Source organism: Borrelia anserina Es (assembly GCF_001936255.1).
Classification (GTDB): domain Bacteria; phylum Spirochaetota; class Spirochaetia; order Borreliales; family Borreliaceae; genus Borrelia; species Borrelia anserina.
On the sequence record NZ_CP014520.1, the window covers coordinates 1 to 24,943 of the forward strand.

Annotated in this window: 21 protein-coding genes; 11 read left to right on the forward strand and 10 right to left on the reverse strand. The window is 29.0% G+C overall.

Annotated elements, in window-relative coordinates:
- Window positions 1–80: 80 nt before the first annotated feature.
- From guaB to N187_RS04675, 3 genes are all read right to left on the reverse strand, one after another.
- The gene (guaB, locus tag N187_RS04665; protein WP_075550366.1) at window positions 81–1,562 is read right to left on the reverse strand and encodes an IMP dehydrogenase; all 1,482 of its coding nucleotides are present in this window, start codon (window positions 1,560–1,562) and stop codon (window positions 81–83) included.
- The gene (guaA, locus tag N187_RS04670) at window positions 1,553–3,091 is read right to left on the reverse strand and encodes a glutamine-hydrolyzing GMP synthase (protein ID WP_025420067.1); all 1,539 of its coding nucleotides are present in this window, start codon (window positions 3,089–3,091) and stop codon (window positions 1,553–1,555) included. Before guaA ends, guaB begins: the two co-directional genes overlap by 10 nt.
- Window positions 3,092–3,405: 314 nt before the next feature.
- Window positions 3,406–4,206 (reverse strand): 5'-methylthioadenosine/adenosylhomocysteine nucleosidase, encoded by an 801-nt coding sequence (locus N187_RS04675; protein ID WP_075550367.1) that lies wholly within the window; start codon window positions 4,204–4,206, stop codon window positions 3,406–3,408.
- Between the two features lie 592 nt (window positions 4,207–4,798).
- Between N187_RS04675 and ade the strand changes: the two genes are divergently transcribed.
- Window positions 4,799–6,445, forward strand: coding sequence for an adenine deaminase (gene ade / locus N187_RS04680; RefSeq protein WP_025420065.1), 1,647 nt, complete (start codon window positions 4,799–4,801; stop codon window positions 6,443–6,445).
- Between the two features lie 819 nt (window positions 6,446–7,264).
- On the opposite strand, the gene N187_RS04685 is transcribed toward ade, so the two are convergent.
- The 3 genes from N187_RS04685 to N187_RS04695 form a co-directional block, all read right to left on the reverse strand.
- The gene (locus tag N187_RS04685) at window positions 7,265–8,620 is read right to left on the reverse strand and encodes an NCS2 family permease (RefSeq protein WP_025420064.1); all 1,356 of its coding nucleotides are present in this window, start codon (window positions 8,618–8,620) and stop codon (window positions 7,265–7,267) included.
- A 297-nt stretch (window positions 8,621–8,917) separates the two neighbouring features.
- Complete coding sequence (locus N187_RS04690) at window positions 8,918–9,364, reverse strand: hypothetical protein (protein ID WP_025420063.1); 447 nt, start codon at window positions 9,362–9,364, stop codon at window positions 8,918–8,920.
- A gap of 49 nt (window positions 9,365–9,413) precedes the next feature.
- Window positions 9,414–9,851 carry a hypothetical protein gene (locus tag N187_RS04695; protein ID WP_233275084.1) on the reverse strand — a complete coding sequence of 146 codons (438 nt, stop codon included), beginning with the start codon at window positions 9,849–9,851 and terminating at the stop codon, window positions 9,414–9,416.
- 112 nt (window positions 9,852–9,963) lie between these two features.
- Between N187_RS04695 and N187_RS04700 the strand changes: the two genes are divergently transcribed.
- The gene (locus tag N187_RS04700) at window positions 9,964–10,656 is read left to right on the forward strand and encodes an ImmA/IrrE family metallo-endopeptidase (protein WP_025420061.1); all 693 of its coding nucleotides are present in this window, start codon (window positions 9,964–9,966) and stop codon (window positions 10,654–10,656) included.
- Between the two features lie 8 nt (window positions 10,657–10,664).
- Here N187_RS04700 and N187_RS04705 read toward each other — a convergent pair whose 3' ends face one another.
- Window positions 10,665–11,222, reverse strand: a complete 558-nt coding sequence (locus tag N187_RS04705; RefSeq protein ID WP_025420060.1) for a hypothetical protein — start codon at window positions 11,220–11,222, stop codon at window positions 10,665–10,667.
- Between the two features lie 206 nt (window positions 11,223–11,428).
- Between N187_RS04705 and N187_RS04710 the strand changes: the two genes are divergently transcribed.
- The 3 genes from N187_RS04710 (at window position 11,429) to N187_RS04720 (ending at window position 16,000) form a co-directional block, all read left to right on the forward strand.
- A complete protein-coding gene (locus N187_RS04710; protein WP_233275083.1) occupies window positions 11,429–12,568 on the forward strand; it encodes an ankyrin repeat domain-containing protein in 1,140 nt (379 codons plus the stop codon).
- Window positions 12,569–14,005: 1,437 nt separating this feature from the next.
- The gene (locus N187_RS04715) at window positions 14,006–15,622 is read left to right on the forward strand and encodes a PTS transporter subunit EIIC (protein ID WP_025420058.1); all 1,617 of its coding nucleotides are present in this window, start codon (window positions 14,006–14,008) and stop codon (window positions 15,620–15,622) included.
- A 96-nt stretch (window positions 15,623–15,718) separates the two neighbouring features.
- A complete protein-coding gene (locus tag N187_RS04720; protein ID WP_025420057.1) occupies window positions 15,719–16,000 on the forward strand; it encodes an acylphosphatase in 282 nt (93 codons plus the stop codon).
- On the opposite strand, the gene N187_RS04725 is transcribed toward N187_RS04720, so the two are convergent.
- The 3 genes from N187_RS04725 to N187_RS04735 all read right to left on the reverse strand — a co-directional run bounded on the left by N187_RS04725 (window position 15,984) and on the right by N187_RS04735 (window position 18,656).
- Window positions 15,984–16,427, reverse strand: coding sequence for a hypothetical protein (locus N187_RS04725; RefSeq protein ID WP_025420056.1), 444 nt, complete (start codon window positions 16,425–16,427; stop codon window positions 15,984–15,986). The genes N187_RS04720 and N187_RS04725 overlap by 17 nt on opposite strands.
- A 108-nt stretch (window positions 16,428–16,535) precedes the next feature.
- Entirely contained in the window at window positions 16,536–17,885 is a 1,350-nt protein-coding gene (locus tag N187_RS04730) for a protelomerase family protein (protein WP_025420055.1), read from the reverse strand.
- Window positions 17,886–18,017: 132 nt separating this feature from the next.
- A complete protein-coding gene (locus N187_RS04735) occupies window positions 18,018–18,656 on the reverse strand; it encodes a hypothetical protein (RefSeq protein WP_025420054.1) in 639 nt (212 codons plus the stop codon).
- A 196-nt stretch (window positions 18,657–18,852) separates the two neighbouring features.
- On the opposite strand from N187_RS04735, the gene N187_RS04740 reads away from it, so the two are divergent.
- The 6 genes from N187_RS04740 (at window position 18,853) to N187_RS04765 (ending at window position 24,660) form a co-directional block, all read left to right on the forward strand.
- On the forward strand, window positions 18,853–19,794 hold the full coding sequence (locus N187_RS04740; protein WP_025420053.1) for a plasmid maintenance protein: 942 nt from the start codon (window positions 18,853–18,855) through the stop codon (window positions 19,792–19,794).
- A 15-nt stretch (window positions 19,795–19,809) separates the two neighbouring features.
- Complete coding sequence (locus tag N187_RS04745; protein ID WP_084797407.1) at window positions 19,810–20,376, forward strand: DUF226 domain-containing protein; 567 nt, start codon at window positions 19,810–19,812, stop codon at window positions 20,374–20,376.
- A complete protein-coding gene (locus tag N187_RS04750; protein WP_025420051.1) occupies window positions 20,352–21,116 on the forward strand; it encodes a ParA family protein in 765 nt (254 codons plus the stop codon). The genes N187_RS04745 and N187_RS04750 overlap by 25 nt, the downstream gene beginning before the upstream one ends.
- Window positions 21,117–21,170: 54 nt before the next feature.
- Entirely contained in the window at window positions 21,171–21,734 is a 564-nt protein-coding gene (locus N187_RS04755; RefSeq protein ID WP_025420050.1) for a chromosome replication/partitioning protein, read from the forward strand.
- 816 nt (window positions 21,735–22,550) lie between these two features.
- Complete coding sequence (locus N187_RS04760; RefSeq protein ID WP_025420049.1) at window positions 22,551–23,195, forward strand: Vsp/OspC family lipoprotein; 645 nt, start codon at window positions 22,551–22,553, stop codon at window positions 23,193–23,195.
- 409 nt (window positions 23,196–23,604) lie between these two features.
- The gene (locus tag N187_RS04765; protein ID WP_025420048.1) at window positions 23,605–24,660 is read left to right on the forward strand and encodes a P12 family lipoprotein; all 1,056 of its coding nucleotides are present in this window, start codon (window positions 23,605–23,607) and stop codon (window positions 24,658–24,660) included.
- Window positions 24,661–24,943: the final 283 nt, after the last annotated feature.

Consider the following 24,943-nt stretch of genomic DNA (forward strand, 5'->3'; position numbering starts at 1 on the left):
TACTAATAACTTTTAAATATATTTAAAAGTTATTAGTATAAATGATTTAAAAGAAAACCCTCTAAAATTGATATACATATTTATTTATTTTCCAAAACACTATGCACATGAGCTTCTCGTAAAGAAGCAGGGCTTATTTTTACAAACTTAGCTTTTGTCTTTAACTCTAATATCGTTCCCACCCCCAAATAACCCATTCCAGACATTAAACCTCCCTTTAACTGAAATACAATATCCTTTAATTTACCAGCATAAGGAACCATTCCTTCAATACCTTCAGGAACCAACTTACTAGAAGAGTTTTTAGTCTCAAGTTGAAAATATCTTGATTTAGACCCCCTAGCCATAGCAGAAAGAGATCCCATTCCAACATAAACTTTAAATTTATTTCCATTGTAAATTACCTCTTCTGAAGGAGATTCATGAGCACCAGCAAAGAGATTTCCTATCATTACACTATCAGCTCCTGCTGCAATTGCTTTAACTATATCCCCTGAAAACCTAATTCCTCCATCAGCTATAATACAAGTATCTGTATGCCTACAAGCTTCAAAAACATCATGAATTGCAGTCAGTTGCGGTACCCCAACTCCTGCAACAACTCTTGTCGTACATATACTTCCTGGGCCTATTCCTACCTTCAAACAATCCGCTCCTGCATCAATTAAATCGATAGCTGCCTCTTTAGTTACTATATTACCCGCAATAATGTCCAAATTTGGATACCTACTTTTAATTCTCCTTACAAGCTCAATTACTCTTGTAGAATGTCCATGTGCAGAATCGATAATAATTATATCAACATCAGCTTTGACTAATTCTTCAACACGCTCTAAAGCATCAATATCAATGGAAACAGCTGCTCCCACTCTTAACCTATTTTTCATATCTTTACATGCATTAGGAAAATACTCTTGATGCTCTACATGATCTATATCTTTACAAGTTATTAATCCTCTTAAATTATCTGATTCATCAACAATCAGCAACTTTTCTATCTTATGTTTAAATAATATCTCTTTGGCCTCTGTTAATGTTATATCTTCCTTTGCTGTAATTAATTTTCTCGTCATCGCATTCACTAAAGGAACATTATCCTCAACATATTTGATATCTCTACTAGTTACTAGACCCAATATTTTACCTGTTTGATCTGTAATAGGTAACGCAGAAATATTATGTTTTGCAATCAACAGCTTAGCTTCTTGCACACTAGCATTTTCATCAATAGTAATAGGATTCCTAATAATTCCAGTCCGATAGTGGGCCTTTACTATCTCTACTTCCTTTCTTTGAGCTTCAATGGTGATATTTTTATGTATAATTCCTATTCCACCTTCTTTAGCCATAGCTATTGCCATTCGGCTTTCTGTAACTGTATCCATGGCCGAGCTTAAAAAAGGTATATTTAAAGATATATTCTTTGTTAACTTTGTTCTTAAATCAACATCACTAGGTAGTACAGACGATTTTCTAGGAACTAAAGAAACATCATCAAAAGTTAACGCTTCTTTCACTATTTTCTCTATCAATCCGATCCTCCTTATTTTTATTATTCCCATTCTATTGTTGCCGGAGGCTTAGAAGAAATGTCATAACAAACTCTATTTATGCCTCTGACTTCATTGATTATTCTTGAAGAAACTCTTTTTAAAAAATTATAAGGTAATTCAACCCAATCAGCAGTCATAAAGTCTAAAGTTTTAACACATCGAACAACAGCTGTATAGCCATATGTTCTGTTATCACCCATTACTCCAACAGATCTTACAGGCAATAACACTACAAATGCTTGTCTTATCTTATAATACAAATTATTCGAAAAAAGCTCTTCTATCAAGATGCTATCAGCTTCCTGTAAAATATCAATTTTCTCCCGAGTGACCTTGCCAATTATTCTTATTGCCAATCCTGGTCCTGGAAATGGATGCCTATAAAGAACATTTTCTTTAATCCCCAATTGCATTCCTAATTGAATTACTTCATCTTTAAAAAGCTCTCTTAACGGCTCTAAGAGTTTTAACTTAATTTTCTCTGGTAGTCCCCCTACATTATGATGAGATTTGATATTTGATAAAGAAACATTATTCCCTGACTCAGACTCAATTACATCCGAATAAATAGTGCCTTGAGCCAAAAATTCTACATCTTTATCCTCTAAGGAAAGCTGCTCAAAAACCTCTATAAATATTTTCCCTATCGTTTTTCTTTTCTCTTCAGGATCATCTATATTTTCCAAACTCCTCAAAAATATTGAAGAGGAATTAACATTTCTTATATTCAAATTATACTGCTTACTAAGACCTAATATTTCCCTAACCTCATTTCTGCGCAACAAGCCAGTATCAATAAAAACACATATTAAATTACCCTTTATTGCCTTATTAATAAGCAATGCACATACCAGAGAATCTGTTCCACCAGAAAGTCCCAAAATTACTTTCTTATCACCCACTTGAAGTTTTATTTTCTCTACAAAATTGTCTATACTATTACTTAAATTCCAGTTAACCTTAGCTTTACAAATGCTCAAAACAAAATTTTTAAGTATCTGATTTCCAACCTCTGAACAAGTCACCTCAGGATGAAATTGTAATCCATAAATTCTTTGATCTTCATTAAATACAGCTGCAACACAATTTTTAGTATAAGCTATTTGCTTAAAATTGATTGGAATCCTTTCAATATTATCTCCATGACTCATCATTACTTCTAAGTTATTAGAAAGTCCTGCAAATAAATTAGACTGATTATCCTCTATAAATAGTTCAGTATTCCCAAATTCCTGCTTCTCACACTTAGAAATTAAGCCACCAAATAATTTAATAATTAATTGCATCCCATAACATATGCCTAAAATCGGTACATCTAAATTAAAAATCCCAATGTCAACAGTAGGAGCTCCATCTAGATAAACAGAGGCAGGTCCTCCACTCAAAATTATCCCTACAGGATGCATATTTTTAATTTCTTCTGCAGAAATAGAATACGCAATGACCTTCGTATAAACACCTATCTCTCTAATTTTTCTTGCAATCAGTTGACTATACTGAGAGCCAAAATCTAGCACAATAATTGCATTATCACTCACCAAAAAGTCCTTAAAAAATTAGTTTTATTCCATAAACTTGAAAAAACAATTTAATCAACCTTAACAATCAAAACTACTGCTTATGCAATATTTTAACAAAACAAGACAAAATTCTATATTGATAATCCTTAAAACAATACAGGCAAAAATACACTTGACTTGTTAATTAACTACTCTTAATATATAAATTAACAAGATTAATATTGGTTAACTTATATAAGATATCCCCTTCCAATATCCCGCTAAGAAACACATTTGTGTCAATTAACTTAAAAATTCAATTAACTACTCAGCAATATAAAATAAAGTATTAACTAAAGTAATCTCAAAATCTCCTGTACCATTACAGCTGCATTCACTGTTGCCAACTTCAGGAATTCATTGTATTCAACTTCATTACCTTCATTGTTCACAATATCAGATATAGATCTCACAACTAGAAAAGGAACATTAAAGATATGAGCAACATGTCCTATTGCTGCACCCTCCATTTCTACTGCTACCACATCTTCAAAGTTTGCTACAATCTTTGTCAAATAAGATGGATCAATAAATTGATCCCCTGATAGTATTAATCCTGAATATCCATTAACACCTTTAAGCTTTGTTTTAATCGCTTTTAAAGCTTTTTCAAGTAAATTTCTATCGCTACTAAATCTCTGTGGCAATTCTGGAACCTGTCCAACCTTATGTCCAAATTTAATCAAATCAAAATCATGATAAGCTACCTCTGAAGATACCACTACATCTCCTACATTAAGATCCCTTACCTTAGAATTAATCACTCCACCAGCAACTCCACAATTAATTATATGACTGATATTATACTTTGATAAAAGATAACTAGTCCATAAACCTGCATTAACCTTTCCAATCCCTACAACAGCTGAAATAACATTGCGATTAGATATTTTACCTTTAACAATCTTCTTATTAAGTCCATAATCTTTTAATACCACTTCTTTTTTACGAGACATAAGTTTATTAAGCGCTAATGCTTCAGAATCCATGGCAAATACTATTAAAATACTGCTATTTTCACTCGCAACAGCATATCCATTAGAAAAAATTAATAAACAAATTAACAACCTAAATATTAATTTATGACTACACATCAAACTTAAGACTCCTTAATTAACCCAATATATACATATATGTTAATAACTGTAATACTTAACACCTTTTTCGGATTTTTCAATTGAAATAAACAAAACATACTCTATTTATTCCTTAATATTGACTTTAACATAAGAACTACATTAGATACAATAGGAACTCAACAGAAATACTATAAATCTTATAGAACTATACATTAATAAGATCCAAATTAAACATATTACAATCTTTTTATTAAACCTGTTTATATATAAGTTTGTATATACAAATAAAATTCTCCCCCCCCCCCCCTCCAAAGAAAAGATTGAAAAACCAACTATAAATAAAACCTTTAACTTGTTATTAACAATCTTAAATAACTTAATATTTAAATAACATTTAACTAAAAATTATAAAAAATAAAACATAATTTATAGTTAGACTTCACAAATTCAGCATACATTGCATACATTAAGGTTGCTTTTAAGCATACACCTCAACGTTCAAAAATTAAACAAAAGTATCAATAAATTTTAGTAGAAATTTTAAATGTAAATATGTTAATATTAACATAACATATTATAAAAAAAGACCTATCGTGAAAGATAAATAATGTATTCACTACTAATTAAAGCAAACTACATAGACATATTGAATAAAGAAATTTACCCTTCTCATATTACAATCGAGAATGGAATCGTTTCAAACATAGAAAGAACTAATGACCATTTAAAAGACTACGTACTACCAGGATTTATAGATTCTCACATACATATAGAAAGCTCATTGCTTATTCCATCACATTTTGCTCATTTAGTCGTTCAACATGGTACCGTATCTACAATAAGTGATCCCCATGAAATAGCAAATGTTAATGGTATGGACGGTATTGATTTTATGATGAAGAATTCTAAGAGGATTAACTTTAAAATTTTTTTTGGTGCACCCTCTTGCATACCAACTTTATCCTCAGATTTTGAAACTTCCGGTCACATCTTAGATGATAAAGATGTAGATAAACTACTGGCACTAGACGATATTTACTATCTATCTGAAATGATGAATTGTTCTGGTGTACTTAATAGAGATCCTAAAGTAATGAATAAAATTCATTCCGCTTTAAAGCGTAACAAAGTAGTTGACGGACATGCACCCGGATTAACGCAGGAAGAAGTCTTAAAGTATGTATCTTCAGGAATTAGTACCGATCATGAATGCTCAACAATCGACGATGCACGATATAAATTGTCCTTAAACATGAAAATTTTAATCCGAGAAGGAAGTGCAGCTAAAAATTTTGAAGCTCTGCATCCCCTTATTAGCGAATACTCAGGAAAATACCGAGACCATTTAATGTTCTGTTTCGATGATGCACACCCTGATATATTACTTAACGGACATATAAACTCAATGGTTGCGCAGGCCATAAAGCATGGTCATAATTTATTTGACGTTTTAAAAATAGCTTGCATTAATCCTGTTATACACTATAAAATCCCGGTTGGATTACTTCGAGTTGGTGATCCAGCTGATTTCATCATTACTCAAGACCTAAAAACATTCAAAATAGATAAGACCTATATAAATGGCAAATTAGTATTTGACAACGGTAAATCATATATCCCACTACTAAATGAAAATCCCATAAACAATTTCAACTGCAGCAAAAAATCCGTTTTAGATTTTAAATTCTCTACACAAAATAAAAGCATACCAATAATTAACTGCATTAATAACCAAATTATTACTCAAAAAACAATAATTGACAGTAATCTATTAGCTCCAGATTTTGAATCTAACATCAGCGAAGATATTTTAAAAATAGCAGTAATAAATCGATACAATAGTCAAAACAAAGTATCAATAGGATTTATAAAAAATTTCAGCCTAAAAAATGGAGCTATTGGAAGCACAATTGCCCATGATTCTCACAACATCATAGTACTTGGTACTAGTGACGAATATCTATGCAAAGCAGCAAATATTATTATAGAGAATAAAGGGGGTTTATGTGCTTTAAACAATGAAAACACTTTACTGTTAAACCTACCAATTGCAGGTTTAATGAGCACACTCCCACCCAAGGAAGTCGCTTGGAAATATATTCAACTAAATAACTTCTGTAAGAATGTTTTAGGTTCCAATTTAGATTCTCCGTTAATGACCTTATCTTTCATGTCATTAACAGTAGTTCCTCACTTAAAGATAAATGACAAGGGAATTTTTGATTTTGACTCTTTTTCATTTTTAAATTATTAGACTAAATCAATAAAAAAACAATATTTCCAATAAAGCTAGTTGTAATTTCGATTCATATCTATCATTTTGCCCAATCACTCTAACATTCACTTTAAAAGGGTAATAATATACATGAAAATAAATATCAGTAGACACAACCAAAACCTCTATGTTGGGCTATATAAGCCCTTTCTCATACATTAATAACTAATAACTCCCTTCAAAGAATAATAACCTTTTCAACATCTATAAGCTTTTCTAAAAAAATAACTACAAGAAAAAATAGTAAAAAGGTACAATCTTATATCAATCTTTGTCAAGTAATATCATAACTTCAGTAAAAATAATGACCTACCATTTTTATCCTAAGACATTAAGATATCAATTTCAAAAACTAGTAGCCAATACAGTTTTAATCATCTTTACAATGCACTTATCACTTACATTGCCTACTTTAATTTAACACTGCCTTTATACTCACAAGCAATGAATAATAAACTTAAAATTGAAAAGACAAACAAATATTCTTTCATAAAGATTATCCTCCCCCACCCCCATTACTACAGACAACAACACAATACTTAGAATAAATTAACATTACTTATTAAATTAGGAAATCTCTTAAATTAGATCTTAACATAAAATAATAACATAACTAAAATTAACAGCTTTCTAATAATTTTAAAACGCCAATAATAGCCGATACAAATAGAAAATTATATTAAAACAATATTAAAGAAATAATAAAAGGTGATTTAATAAAAAAATACAACTAATTTTAATACATAGAATATAAAATCGCTGTTTGCTCTATTGTTTCGGGTCAATAGAGCAAACAATTTAATGAGAAAATATTAATTTTAAAATAAAAATCCAAAATAATAAAAGTATAGCCGGGGATATTTTTACACTATCTTTGGTAACAAAATTATACAATACACTTATAATTACATAGAAAATTATCCCAATTCCAATCCCTGAAGCTATGCTATAACTCAAAGGAATCAAAAATAATATCAAAAAACTAGGAATAGCTTCTCTCACATTTGAAAAATCTATATTTCCAATCTCTTTACACATAAAAAACCCTACATATATTAAAGCAGCTGAAGTCGCACTAGAAGGAACAGCAACAAACAAAGGAGCAAAAAATACCGCCAATAAAAACAAAATACCTGTCACAACTGATGTCAATCCCGTTTTACCACCCTCAACTATACCCGTAGAACTTTCAATATAAGTAGTTACAGGAGAAACACCCATAATTGCTCCAAAAGTGGTAGAAATAGCATCAACTAGGAACACTTTATCAGCATCACGTATTCTACCCTCTTTATCAACCAAATCTCCTTTTGAAGCAACACCCACCAAAGTTCCAACAGTATCAAATAGATCATTAAACAATAAAACAATGACTATAAAAGCAAAATTCCAAAAATTTTCACCTAACACATAAGAAAAACTCAACTTGTTAAATATAGGCGCAATTGAATCATACCTTAAAAAAGCATCTGGTAATTTAATCCCCACACTCAAAGCAGCTTCCCTATCAAAGAAAGCATAACACCATGCTATTAAAGTAGTTATACAAATTGATAATAGTATACTACCCCTAACCATTTTAAGCTCAAAAATTAATATAGAAATAATCCCTAACAAAGTAAGAAAAACTTTTAAATTTATAAGATTCCCAAGCCCAATTAATGTAGAATCGTCTCTAACAATAATTTCACTATTAACAAAACCAATAAAAGCAATAAACAAGCCTATTCCAACAGTAATAGCACATCGTAAATTTATTGGTATAGCATTTACAATATTCTCACGTACTCCTAATAAAGACAAAATTATAAAAATAATGCCTTCAATAAAAACAGCGCCCAAAGCCACTTCCCAAGGTATATTCATACCCTTAACAACAGAAAATGCAAAGAATGCATTAATTCCCATTCCAGAAGCCAAAGCTAAAGGAATATTAGCAAAAACCCCCATAAAAATAGTAGCAAATCCAGCTGTTAAGCATGTTGCTGTTACCAATGCTCCTACAGGCATCCCTGCATGAGAAAGTATATAAGGATTAACAACTATTATATATGCCATGCTTAGAAACGTTGTAAACCCAGCTACAATCTCTGTCTTATAATCAATACTATTATCCCTAATCTGAGATATTAATGTCTGTCTAACTCTACTCAAAAAACAATTCCTCCTCCCAAGAAACCCTCATTGTATAAGAAAACCAAAATTAATGCTACTATCCTTAATAATTAATATTAAAATTACAAAACACAAAAAAACTACCTTATGGCAATATACATAAACTTAAACTAACCTCCTGATATCAATTAATTGAATAATTACAGACCTTTAGAACTTGTATTCATACCTACAATTTGCAAAATAAATTTCCTCCCGTTTAAATCGATTATAGTTAATCTTCAAAAATTCATCAAAAAAAAGAAAAAATTAAATTAAAAATAAAAAACATATGTCTCAGATAATCTTATTATTTTGAAGTAAAATATCTTCATTATCAGGCAAATTAGAGAAAACAATGGTTTTAAGAACCTCACCAGAACTGTTTACAATAAAAAATTTCCTGTTCTTAACAAGCTCTAAATATATTTTTAAAGAAACATCCTTACCAACACTAAAGAAAGTCTGAATATATTCATTGTCAATTTTCCTATAACGCCTAAGCAAAAACGAAGCCACTATGCCATTACCACATTGCAAGAACAACGGTTCCTTATATCTTAAATTAAACTTGCCAGAAATAGTAAAATAATGCCTTAGAGAAACTTTACTTTTATCTAAAATCAATCTAATATATTTTGAAGCCCTATTGAACCCACCAATATTCCCCAGATCAATGGTTGCACAAGAAAACATCAAAAAAACAAAATAAAAAAAGATAATATATCCACTATTAAATTTCATCTCCTAATTACCATAGATCCTTATAAAATAATAAAACTTACTATAATTACTATAAAATATTATTTTCAAGTGCATATTTAAGCGTATCCCGAGTACTCTTAAAATCAACATCAATAAATCTGGCATCATATTTAAAAGTTTCCCTAGTCCAAACTTGATAAGAATCATCATCTAAAACAAAAGATAAGCTTCTGTAAGGCTTAAGAGCTTTCAAAATAAGATCAGCATTGTTTTTATCAATATCAACATATAAGAACCTTAACTTTCCAATACTCACCACCCTGGAAATCTTAACATTACCAATATAATTATCATCTTGAATTAATTTCAAATAACCGCCATCAAAATTTAACTCTGAAGCTAAAACAACATTTAAAAACACAGAAAAATTATTTGTCAATTTATCTCTTCTGATATAGATTTGACTATTTGGATAAAAATAAAGTAAGTAATTAACTCTCTCTATTTTGTCAAATTTTTCATCCAAAAATTCCTCTACACTCAAGGTCTTACATGAAAAAAAAAAGACAAATAAACAAAAACTATATCTCATAATCAAATTATATTATAAAATATGATAAGGAGAATGTTTATATTGAATGAAATCGAACAATTTTAACTTATATATTAAAACCCCTTATATTTACTCTGATTACATAATATCAAAATATGCGGTACTACTCATCCCAGTACCAATAATAAAGATTGCAATAGGAGAGGGACTCAAAGTATTTGAAATTGCATTTGAAGACAAATACAAAAACTTTGCCGGATATATTAAACCAAATAAAAGAGCTATATATATAAACGAAACAATGAATCTACAGAATAAAAGATTTGCAATAGCACAACAACTCGGTCATTACTTAATGCATAAATATCAAGTCTTTAACCCATCCAAAAGAACAGAAACAATTAATACTCAAGATAACCATATGACTATAGAAGCCAATATATTTGCAACAAACCTATTAATTCCAACTACTACTTTAAAACTAAAAGTACCTCAATATAAATTAATAAAGTACCCTCAAAAACTGATGGCACAAGAATTTCAAGTATCTGAAAATATAATACACTTTAAGTTAAGCATGCTTAATGAGATTCACAGGCTTGAGAAAGAAAGCAAGATAAAAAAGAAACTAAAAGTAAAACAAATAGACAAAACAAGATCCAAAGATCTTTTACTTCAAAATGTAGATCAACTAAAAGAATCAATAGCCATAGATTTAGAAAAAAGAGAAATCACAAGAAAAGAAAGCATAAAAAAAAGCTTCAAAGAACTGGAATAAAAAATTTACTATTTGGAAAAGCTTTCAAGTATACTTTCCAGCTTTCGTTTAGCAATAATTAAAGCATTTTTATCCTGAACAAGCATATGAAAAAAAATTTTTCTAACCACAATCCAAAGCCTATCATCTATGCATATGCTATAAGAAGGGAAATTAATTCTTAAAGGAAATTTCTCTTTAATATTATTATTTAAATAACGTAAAACTTCAAACTTAAAAGATTCACCTTGAACTATACTATAAGCTAAGATAATTTTATATAATCTTTGATTATATAAGTAAAGAGCCTTAATATATTCAATATTATCATTATAACTAGATTCAGAAATATAAACCAAACTCTCCTGATCTCCTTTCAAGATATCAAAATTATGTTTAAAAGAGTCATTCAAATTTGCATACTTTTTCAAAACAGAATTTGAAATCTTAAGTTCAGGATACGCCATTAAAGCTTTTAAAGCTAATAAATCTAAATGATTTCCTTCAGAAGATTCATCTAATAAAATTGTAGAACAACTTAAAAATAAAAGGATGAAAAACACACAAAAATCTAAAAAGAAACGCATATAATCCTCTTACTACATTTTTTCATAAAATACAGTAAATAAAAACAGATCTGCTTTGATATAATAGTGTAAAGAATTGACCTAAAGGAAATAAAATGAGCTATTATGCACTGAGCAAAATATTTATGTATCTCGGATATATTATTATAGGGATAACTTCCTTCACTATCTTTAACAAAAATCTAAGAACCACTATCAAGAACAAGATGAAAAAGTTCAACTTTCTATACTACTTGACACTATTTATACTTTTTATAACCACTTCTAACTTATCCCATTATTTCTCAGAAAAACAATTATTAGACAATTTCCAGGAATTTCAAGAAGATTTTTGTGGAATACACAAAATCAATGTAACATTTTTAAAAACATACCTATCAGGATTACAAGAACCAATCAAAATGGAATTAATGTCAAAATTAACACCAATAAACACCATATTTAATGCTAGCTTTGAAAAATACTCAAAAAGAATAAACAAATCACTAACCGATATCATAAAAAATTATAACGCCTACACTAAAGCAATGAATACAGAAATTAGAAACAGGATTGCAAAATTAGAAGAAAAAATTTTGCCAATGTATAACAAATACAAATTGCCTAGTTCAAATAACAAAATATCAGATATAAGCGTCGACAAGAATGGAAATATCATTCCCATACGCAAAGATATAAATGGTACAATAACAGACTTATTATTTTATGATCAAAACTACAACTTAATTCCATTTAGAGAGTACCAAAAAAATAAAGTTAAATTCGATATCATCAAAGATGATAATAATCATTATTTCAAAGAAACAATCAATGTTTACTATCTTGATTCAAAAAATACTCGAGTTGCAATTGATTATTATAAAAACAACATTGATACAATTCCTTATTATATAGATTTAAAAGAGAATAAAGATAATTTCTTAAAGAGTATTAAAACTAAAAATGGATACAAAACATACATCGAAGAAAAACACAAACTAAGCATATTAGTAAATAATGATAACCTAGACGAGTTTAAAATCTTATTAGAAAAAAATCCAAACACGTTTTCATTAAACACAATATTATCTGACGGAAGTCCCATATTTACTCACGCAGTGAACTCAAAAGCAAAGAACATAATAAATTATGCAATGTCAAAAGATTTCAACATCAACTTAATAGATCAGAAATCCAAAACTGCCCTTCACAATGCCATAATTAACGGATACGATGTTAACTTTATAAAATCTCTTATAGAAAAAGGAGCAAATCCATATATAAGAGACTTAAATAAAAAATTACCATCAGACTATACTCCCAAAGACAGCGAAATCTATAAGTACCTAAACACTATTATAGAATAAATAAAGTCAATAACTTTACAAATATACTAAATACAATTAAATTATCATTACTATTGATTTAAATATGGTTAATATTAATCAAGTTAATTAATATTAACCATATTTAAAAAGCAAATACAAGGAAAACTTATCACGTTACCACTGCAAATAAATTTGCTATTTTGCAAAAAAATTGGCAAGACTTTTATGCTACTAACTAGGCTTTTACCAGAAATTGATGGTATGTTCAAAAATGAAACAATGAGTAAAGATTAAAGACTTAAAAACATTTCAAAACAACACACTCCTTTTAAACATCCTTTTAACGATCATAAAAGACACTAGTTACGGTATTGAAAAGTTACCATTAATATTCCTATTAGAAACATCTATTGGTCTTACCAATATAGAGAAGGGTTTTGGAGTCCCTACTGGTAGAAGTAGATTCCTATGCAAAAGCCATAAATAGCACTCTTATAAACTGCCGAAATGGTTCACCCTGCATACTTAATAACAATAGAAATTAATGAAACACCTACTTGATAAATCATTTACAAATGTATACTCTGAAGATAAGAGGACTCAAAGATATGATTTCAAGGTTTATTGACACATATCCTCACAATAAAGACTACGTCATTAAATTCCCTCAATATTTAACAGTTTTTTAGAAGATCAAGATTTGTCCCAATCACCACAACAACTTAAAAACCCGAATTTTTCAAGACACTTTGAAGTTACAAATGTAACAAGATTCCGGGTTGAAAAATATATAAATATATCGTTTTTATTTTTTGGATTTAAAGTCCTCACATATAACATGGAATTCATACTGATACATCCTTTAAAGATGTATTACGACGAAAATAATGTTTATTTTTATACAAATTTATATTAACTACATCCTTTACGAGATACTCCAAAAAAATGAAAGAACACGTTGGATAAACATACTCTACATATTGGGATATATTACTTCTTTATATTCAAGGCCATAACCAAATTTAACCTCCAACTCAAATAAAAGAAAACGATGGAATAACTACTACAAAAGCAAGATCAAAAAAATACTTAACAAGTTAAGAGGAATAACAACCAAAACCACCAAAGCCCTTGAAAGAATTACTAAAATTAAATCCAACAGTATCTGCATTATAAAACTAAAAGTTAAAGGATACAACATCAATCTTATCAAAAATGACTGTTTATTTTAAATCATTCATTATGAAAAGGCATTACAAGAGAAGATAAAGGATTAAAAATCATATTTGATATTTTATTAAACAATATCAACATAGAAATAGAGAAAATCACAAAAGAATTATAAATCTCAACAATAAATAATTTTGTTTTTAAATTTATTTACAATATCAACAAATATTGTTAATATTAATTACATAATATAATTAAAAATGTTAATTATATTAAATTTAACAACAATTTAAGGGAGGAAATGTTATGTCAACATCATCAGAATCTACATTTACAACATTACAAAAGGTGGGAAAAGCTTTTATGTTACCAATAGCTCTCCTGCCAATAGCTGGGATCTTATTAGGAATCGGTGCTGCACTTACCAACAAAACAATGATTCAAGCTTACGGAATTGAAGCAATACTTGGAGAGGGCACACCAGCAAGTTCACTACTATTGTTAATGAAAGGCATAGGTGAAGTAATTTTTGCAAACCTACCTCTAATGTTTGCAGTAGCAATCCCAATTGGACTGGCAAAAGCCGAAAAAGGAACAGCAGCTCTTGCTGGAGTTGTAGGATTTTTAGTCATGCATCAAGCTATAAATGGAATCTTATCTATCCAAAATATTAATCCCTCAACTGTAAATGCAGAAGCACTAATAGCAATTGGAACCCCCGAAGCAGAGGCAATTGCAAAGAGCCAAGAATATACATATGTACTTGGAATTTTTTCCCTTCAAATGAGCGTAATGGGAGGAGTGGTAGCAGGATTTATTACAGTAATGCTTCACAACAAACTACATAATATCCAACTACCAACATTTTTAGCATTCTTTGGAGGATCAAGATTCATTCCCATCATAACTACAATTACTATGTTTATAGTAGGAATAATTTTAACATGTATCTGGCCATTTATTCAAGGAATGATGACTTCGTTCGGAAATATTATAGCACAATCTGGATATTTTGGTTCATTTGCATATGGGGCAATAAAACGATCTTTAATACCCTTTGGACTTCACCACATATTCTACATGCCATTCTGGCAAACATCTTTAGGTGGAACAATGGAAATCAATGGAGAACTAATCTCAGGAGCACAAAATATATTCTTCAAACAACTCTCAGATCCCAATACTGTACACTTTGAGGTTGCAAGAGGAACACGTTTTTTTAGTGGTGAATTTATAGTAATGATTTTTGGACTACCTGGAGCTGCTCTTGCCATGTATCACACCTCAAAAAAAGAAAATAAAAAAAGCACGATTTCTCTATTATTATCAGCTGCATTCACATCTATGCTAACAGGAATAACAGAACCCATTGAATTTTCATTCCTTTTTGCAGCTCCTGCTCTTTACTATCTTATATATGTACCCTTATTTGGACTAGCCCATCTATTAGCACATGTTTTTAATATTGGGGTTGGATTAACATTCTCTGGCGGATTTATTGATATGTTCTTATTTGGCATATTACAGGGAAACAACAAAACAAATTGGATAATTATTCCTATAATTGGTATCTTTTATTTCATAGGATTCTATTATATTTTCAAACTTGCAATTATAAAATTCAATCTAAAAACACCAGGACGTGAAGACGTAGAAGAAATATCAAAAATAAGTTCACAAAAAACAGGAATATCAGAAATTGCTAGGAAAGTATTAGAAGGACTTGGAGGTAAAGACAACATTACATATCTTGATGCATGTGCCTCAAGATTAAGAATAAATGTTGATAAAACAGAACTAGTAAAGTCTATCACTTATTTTAAATCTATTGGAGCAAGCGGAATGCTTAAAAAAGGAAATGGCATCCAGATTATATTTGGAGGATTATCTGATAATATCAGAATGGAAATGGATAAAATTTGAATAACTGCCTAAAAAAAGCTAAGAATATAAATTACCAATAAGAGGAGCGGTATTTTAAAATCTCTCCTCTTATATTTTACAAAAAAGGATAAAGTTATGCATAAATACCAATACTTAATTTCTGGGAAAGTACAAGGGGTAGGCTTTAGAGCATTTACAGAACAAATAGCAAACAAAATAGAAATCAAAGGATTTGTCAAAAACCTGGATGATGGAAAAGTTGAAATAATAGCCTTTTTTAATAACAAAGAACAAATTGAATTATTTGAAAACACACTCAAAAAAGGCAATGGTTATTCAAAGATTGAAAAAATTGAAAAAAAACTCTTAGATGAAAAATATCCTTTCAATTTCAAGGACTTCAGTTCTTATTACTAATACTCTTATCAACCTTATTTCCAACTATTCTCATCTTACCAATTTTTACTTTACCACTACCCTTATTTGCAAAGTCAAGAATTCCTGAACTAGATTTAAAGAAACGCTCAACTCTAAACTTCAAAAACTCTAATGACTTTCTATCTTTACAAAAGATATTTAGATTTCCATCAGAAAACTTAATATCAAGCCCATAGTTAGTTTCTGTCTTCAAAAAATTACAAGAGATAAACTCTCCATTCAATTTACTTCTTTTAAAAAGAAAAAAATATTTCTTGCCTCTCTTAGAGTCTCTAAAATCAACCTTCAACCAATCATTCATCGGCTCAATTGAAACCAAACTATCATAAAGATAAGAAATATAAATCGTTTTATTATCACTGGCACTGAGTACCTTCTTAAAGAAATAAAGAAATCCTGTATCCATACAATTAAACAATATACTACAAATCAAGGTATAAAACGCCCTCGCCTAATTAAAATGAACACCAAACACAAAAATAAATAAAAATAAAATTAACTTTTCACAATATTTTTAAACAGCATATCCAAAAATTATGGCTAAATACTCACCAAGCCTTGCATAGTTATAATTATAACCATATTTTTGCTTGAAAGCCTTACGAATTCTAACATTAAGACCCCTTAACATTTCCAACTCCTCTACACCATCTTCTATCATTAGATCCTTAATTACATGCAAAGTCCTAGAATAATTATCGTCCATAATATGACACTCTTCTATCAATACATTTAATCTCTTCATAGTAATAACAGAATACGTTGTCTTTCTCCTAACATAAGCATATATACGTCTTTTAATCAATCTCAATAAATCAATATCAGCATTTTCATCCAAGTTCTCTAATACATAACGATTATAATGAAAAGCCGTTATTATATCATCATGCTCATGTCCTAAAACAGTCGTTATCCATAAATTTAGCTCCATATTCTTTGGAGCAAATGCGAGATAAGAAAATCTACTATAAAGCCTTCTACAAAAATAAACTGACTCTTCAGGTTCAAATATATTTTCAAAAATCTTACGAAATAATCTATTATAACTATAAGAAAGATTTGAAGATATAATTTCCTTTGAAAGTTTTTCTGTCCTCTCCATATACCTCACCTCTTCTATTGAATCAATAATTAACTTAGAATCAGCAAAAGTAGGAAAAACAATTTCGTGAACTAAATTATGCTCTTTCTTTTTTGCAATATGTTTCATGAGAATATGTTCACTATCTTCAACATAAAATTTAGATACCTTCATTATTTCAACAGGACGACGTCCTGTTGCCATTAATATTCCATAAAACTTTAATCTGACATCTCTTTTTTGAGTCAACAAGATATTTATTATCTCAATATAAGTTTTTAAGTTTATCTTAACCGATATCTGCTCTCTTCTATAACTATTAATTTTTGAGATCTTATAATGATGTGAATAACTATTTAACCATTCAGGACTTCTAAACAAACTCAGGAAAGACTCAAAATATACCTTTCTACCTAAAATACCATTAGCAACCATTAACTCCTCAATTTTACATAAATCTTTTATATCAATATTAGATAATGCCTTTACTTCTTTAGGCACCCAAAAAAACAAAAGTTTATTTTTTTGTCTTATTTCCTCAATAACTGCAAGATTGATATATTCCTTTACTATTTTACGAGTTTTAGAAAGATTTAATATAATTGAAAGATTAGTAAACTTGTCCTTTCTTAAAAGAATACTTTTATGTTTATCGGCAAGAACACTTAAGCTCTTATTTAATTTGGAATATGAAATCTCATATTTCAAATACTTAACATATATTTCTTCCAGATTCTTTCTAAAGAACTCAAGATCTTTTTTTATATTAACTTTTAAAGCCATACTAAACAAATTATAGCAAGAAAAAATAATAAGAACATATCTTCAGGCTACTATCAACTTCAAAATAAAAAACAATTTATTAATCACATGTTCAAACAAAGTTTATAATAACAAGAAAATATCAATAAAATCCTATTGCTGCATAAATCTCTCAATAGACTTAAAAACATAATAATAGAGAACAATATACGCCTCTCTTAAAGTAGAATACTTACAACTTCCCGTAAAGTATATAAGTTCACTTGTACTTGAATTAACATCATCTTTATGATTTCTAAGCTCAAATTCACGGTTAATCTCTTTTATATGCCCCAAATTAAAAGTATCAGTAGTAACTTGTTTATTATTTTCTATACAAAAATCACTGTTTAAGGCAATCCCACTTTTAACGATTTCTTTAACTTGAAACTCAAATGCATCGGGAAGAATAACATTGAAAAAATCAAACTTCAAGCCAAAATCAAAAAGAAACCCAAATTTATAATCCAATAAACCTGCTACTTTCGAATACAAAATTATCTGCATAACAATACTTTCAATGTTTTTATCCAATATAAAGTAATAAGAATAACCGTCAATATCCTTAACAGAATCAAAATAATTTTTATAATGAACGTAAGTTTTAAATTTATTATCACCCAAATACTCATAACCTGAAATTTCCAATTCTATTGCATCCTCTAAAGGAATAGCAAATCTCGATACATTATCAAAATTACAAGAATAAAAGATAAAAATGAAAGGTAAAAAAATTTTACAAACTATTTTCACAAATACCCCCACAATAAGATATGACTATTATCAAACACAAAAGATCCAAAAATGCAGTTTTACGAATATGAGAATAAAACAATGTGCAATAAATTTAAAGTATAAATGTATTATTTAAAAACTTTACTTTTTTTCAACATTTAATTAAAATATTATTAGTACTTTAAAGATAAAAATCAAACGATGGGGGTTTAAGATGAGACAAGAAAAGATCAGTAATAGGCCATTTAACAAAGTAGTAGATCGAAGACTAAAGGTGTTCTGGGTAATTCAAAAATTGCAGCACAATTATTTTAGAAATAAGAGAAGATATTCTTTAAGAAATGTTGTAATCATGGTAAATTCAATCTTAGAAAAAAAAGGATTTAAAACAGTAACAAGAAGAACTATACAAAGCGACATTAAAAACTTTGAGGAAATCGGTTTGTTAAAAATAAACTTCAATCCACTTGGAAAAAACAATGGTAGTTTCACTTACTACATAATAAATAAAGCTATTGAAAAAATAGCTAATAAAGCAATAAGCAAAGCCTACTTCATCAAAAGAGGAAAAAACATAGATCAAGCAAGATACAATGCTATTAAAAAAGACAAACTGAAAGAACAAGACCAACAATTCAAAATTTCACATCAGACACTTTCACATCTTTTAAGTAAGGTAAAAAGTAAAAATATTAAACATAAGAATTCTAGCTTAAAAGATCTAGAAAGCAAAGAAAAACATCTAGAGAAAACTATATTGCAAAGATATAAAGAGGTGAGTAGAAAGGACCTGAATGAAATGAGAAAAACTGTAAAAAACCAAATAAGCTATAAAAACACTCTATGGAATCTAAAAGACTTCATGGAAGAACTTCAGGAATATGAAGAAAACGACGCTGTAAGTTTCTTCAAAATCAAACTCAGAGAAAAAAGAAACAAAATATGGTTTATGTCAAAAAGAAATGCAAAAACAGACTTTAAAGAGATAGTAAGAGAGTTCAAATACAAAAATAAAACCAAATTACAAAACTCATACCAAGATCAAAAGGGAATAATAAAACCAAAAATGAATTACATAGACAATCCAAACGGAATAGTAAAAGCTAGTGAGCTAATAACAGAAATAATGAAAAAGGAACTGTTAATTTCTATTTAGGAAAGTAAGAACAAGATGGAAAAGGCAATATACACTCTAAAAGCAAAGTTAATGGCAAGAAAATTAGAACTAGATAAGGAAAGTAAAAACTTTTTTAAAAAAATAGAAGACAAAGACTACAGAAGAATATATCACACCAAGATATTCAGTATGATAAACAACTTTGAAGCAAGACCAAATAAGGGCAAATTCTGGTTGTGTTTCAGAAACGTTTTTAATCCTAACAAATACGAAAGCCTACATTTGTTTCACATAAGACAAGGAGATGAATTTATAGGGATTTATTATGGACTCAAAAGACTACCGAGACCATTTATCATAAAATATGAGGAAAACAGCACAAAAAAGACATCCAAAATAACAAAAATCTCTTATATCGAGTTCAGGTTTAAAAAAGGAAGTGTTTTTTGCTACCTTAGGTGTTTACACACACTATTAAAAGCAAAAAACAAGGAAAAAATTTTCTACAATTCTCTGTTAGACAGAACACTAAGATTGGAGAGAAAAGTTCACCAATTCTATGGAAAAGAATATCTCGAAGACAAAGGAATATTAAAATGGATAAAAGAAAACCAAAAATAATTACTATAGCATCAATTAAAGGTGGTGTTGGAAAGAGTACAACATCTTTGTTCTTCAGCGAAATTCTTTCAAGTAAAAAGTACAAAATACTATTAATTGACCTAGATCCGCAAGCTAGTAGTACAAGTTTTTACATTAACATTATAAGAAGCCAGTCTATAGACATAAGAAAAGTAAATATATACAGAGTGCTAAAAAAAGAACAGGATATCGAAAACTCAGTAATTAAAATCAATAACAATCTTGACTTTATAGCAAGTCACCTAACCTTAGGTAAATTCAATGAAGAAAATGTATCTTTGAAAGAGAGTCTGCTTAAGATATTTTTAAGTTACATACAACACAGATATGATTTCATCATTATGGACACAGCTCCCAATTTAGGAAGTTTACTTAACAATAGTTTAATAATCACTGACTACCTTATCGTTCCTTTGCCGACTGACCAGTGGGCAATTGAGAGTATAGACCTGATAACTGACAGGCTAAGAGATATATTTAGAAATGAATTGCCAACTTTTTACTTAATAACTAACTTAGTCGAAAGACAGAAAATAGACAAGGAATTAAAGGAATTTATTGAGAGCGAGTACAAAGAAAACTTCTTAGGAAGTGTTCCAAGGCGAGATAATTTAAGGAAAACCATTTTTCATAGATCTAAATTTAATCCAAGTGAAGGCTATTACAAGGCCTATAAAGAAATTTTGGAAAACTTTTTAAGTAGGATTGGTGATGACTGAACGTTCCATTTGGAACTGAACGTTCCAAATGGAACTGATTCAATGAGGTATGAGATGAATAAGAACAAAAAAATCGAGATAGTTAGAAGAATTGATCCTGAAGTTTATAATATAAAGTCTTTAAACAAAGTAAGAGAAGAGAGGTACTTAGCATTAAAAGAAAAACTTAAGATTCTGATAAAAGAGGAAGCTTATAATAAGATAGAGACAGCTAGGATATTGAAAGAGATTAACGAAAGTAAATACTATGCTCTTGATGGATATAAAAGTTTTACAGCTTTTATCAGGAGTTACAAAATAGCGAAAACTTCTATATATAGGTACATTAAGTTAGTAAAAGGAATTGATAGCGGGAAGATTGATTACGATTTAATTTTAAGTAGAGGAGTAGACTACGCACTTAAGGTATTAGAGAATAACAATATTACTATTAGTAAAAGTGGTGATAACTCTTTAAGACCCTTGAAATTTCAACTTGATGACGAAGAAAGTTTCCATTTTTATAAAGCCAATATAAAGTTTGCTAGTTTTTTACTTGAAGAAACATACAAGAGAGAAAAAGGTTTTTTTAACAAGATGCGCAACAGGTATAACAATCTAAAAATACAATGCACTTAATGTATTGCAATTAAATATTTATACTGATTTGATAAAATACCAAGTTCTAATAGTAGGTTTTTTTTCTAATATTATCCAAATAATATAAAAACTTTTAAAAAAGACTTTACAAAAAGACAAAATAGTCTATAATTATTTTATAGACTGAGATTTGAAGTCTCACTCTTATTGTTTGATTAGAATAATAGGTTGGCTACATTAAGTAGCCTTTGTCATTTTGTCATGGTTTAAGTTAAGTACATAGGCTTAAATTTGTGTATAATTAATTTTCTTGTTTCAATTTTAATTCCATGTGTATCACTTGGATCTTAAATATAGTGTTGAGTGTATACTTTATTTGGTGTGTTTGTTTTTTTCTTGAGGGTGGGGGACTTTGTTTATAGTCTTAACACTGATCTTGCTTAGAAAGTAACTGTTATATGAACTAGTTATTATATAAGCTTATGATTGATGAGAACACAAAAAGTATCTTAATTAGTATTAAGAATTATATCATTAATTTTGAGGATTTGATTTATTGTCGATGTTTATCTCGTCTTTCAGAATTATAGTCCAAGGTTAGGCATTTTGGGATCATAAAATTTAACTCTTATTTATGATTGACTCTTTTTTCAATTAATAAAGTTTTTTGTGATGTGATAGAAATATGAAAAATATATCATTCACTTTGAGTGTAATTTTGTATTTGGTCAAACTTCTTGTTTAGATCAATATGTATATATTGATAAGATGCTTATTGCATGAAATTTTTTATAAAAAACTTGAAAAGTAATATTATTGCATTATAATTATGGATTATTAAGGAGGCACATTATAATGAACAAGAATGCATTAAGTGCAATATTGATGACTTTATTTTTATTTATATCTTGTAATAATTCAGGTGGTATAAAGGAAGGCCAAGCATCTAGATCTGATGGAACAGTGATTGATCTAGCAAAAGTAAGTGAAAAGATAAAAGGAACTATTGCTTTTGCGGAAGCTGCTAAAGAAGTAGAAGTTCTAGTTAAATCAATAGATGAACTTGCTGAGTCTATTGGAAAGAAAATACAAAATAGCGACACTTTAGCTACTGAGGCTAACCATAATGGTACATTGATCGCAGGAGCATTTCAAATAGCATTGACTATAGAAAATAAATTGAAGGCATTAGGACTAGAAGCATCTAAATTTTCTGATGAATTGAAGGCAAAGGTTAATGATGCTAATAGTAAGAGCAGATTATTCTTAAATAAGATAAAAGGAGAACATAGCGATTTGGGTAAAGAAGGCGCTACTGATGCTCATGCAAAGGAAGCCATAAAAACAGATAATACTACTAAAACTAAGGGAGCTACTGAACTTCTTGGGTTAAAAGAATCAGTTAAAGTCTTAATGGGTTCTGTTTCAACTTTATTAGAATCTGCAATCAATGAGCTTACAACACCTGCACCTGCTGCTAAGAAATCTAGTGAGTCTTAAAATAAATTTCCAAAGTACTATTATAAGATTAATTTTAATTATATAAGTAAGTAACTGAAAAAATAAAGTCAATAAATAAAAAGCTAAGAGCGTAATCCTCTTAGCTTTTGTTGTCACTTAAAGATTCTATTTGGGTTTTCCATATATTTATTAATGTGTACATATGCTTAATAATAAATATTTAGACTTAATTTAATTCTCTCTTTATTTGTTTATTTGATTTAATCATATCATTTTGTATATGAAGTAATTTTTTCAGTTAGATGTAACCTTGGTGTAAGGTAGTTTTGTGTCGAGTAGTTCAAAGTAAAAGAATTTATATTTGTGGAGTTTTTTGGCATTTGATTTAAATGGTATATATTGTTGTTATTATCTAAATAGTTAATTAATTTTTTAACCAGGAGGAGTGATGAATAAGATTATTTTAGCGATATTGATATCATTTTGTTTTTTTTCTTGTGGTTTCGGTGCTTTTGATAGGTTGCTAGACCAAGCAAGCGCAGGACGTTTATATGAAAGCACAATAGATACTGTTAATGAGTTGTTAGATAAATTACAAACAGGACTTTTAGATGAAAGTACTAATGAATTGAGAGATCATACAGAAGCAGCACTTTTAGATAAAAGTGCTGGTGTATCGATACATCAAGAAGCAAACTCTTTAAAGGAAGATCAAAATGTAAGAGGAGGTATAAATATACAAGGAGATCAAGGAGATGTTATTGACTATGTTGGGGGGTATATTGAAGGGAGATTAGAAATGAACCAAGTTGTTTATCCTAACTCCATAGAACTACCTGTTGCTGAGTCTTCAGTGAATCTAGTTCCATATTCTTATGAAGAAAAATATCAAGAGAAGATAACAATAAGAAAAGAGGATTTGGTACCAATCACTGATGAAGAAATAGACGCAGACAAGAAAATTAAAGAGGTAGAGAATATCATTAAGAATAATGAATTCCCAGCAATGCTCAATGGGGCAAATAAGCTTCTAGATGAATATAAGCAATTAAAAATCAATATTTTTCATGTGATGGAAAGACTCAAAGATAAGATAAATTTGCTGAAATCAAAGAATATAAGCAGTGGAAATAAGAATAAAATACGGGATTTAAATAAATTTTCAAATCAATTATATTCTCAATTGTTTGAATTTGAAGCTTGTCAAGCTAGCATTTTAAATGCAATAGGCGAAATAGAATTGGCACAGGACTTATTTGAGAAATCAAAAGAAGCTTTAAGAAAAGCTATTATCAATAGATTAGAAAATAATTCAAATCGAGTTAGCTCACTAAGACAAGATATTCATTTGTCAGCAAATTTGTCCAGGGAGGCATGGCGCAATGCAGAAACTTCTCTTAACAAAGTGGAGTCTGCCGTTTTCAATCTTAATGAGGTATCTGCGTTAATGAGATCTATAGAAAGATACATTGATCAGATTGAACCATTGTCTAATGAGGATTAATTGATAGATGTCATATTATGACCTAAATGGGTTTAATTATTTACTTTTAAAAGAAGAGTTCCTTGTTTAAGGAGCTCTTTTAAGTTTTATTTAAGTTGTAAGATAATTTGTAAAGGATCAATTTTAGTAGTTGTTGATAAGTGAATGTTGTTTAAATTTGTCTTTTGTTTAATTAACAACAATTGAATTTAATTAAATAAGTTCAGTTTGTTATTAGAATACATATGGCTATACAGCTGTTGTTCGATGTGTTAAAACTTTAGACTTTATGACTGCTGATTGG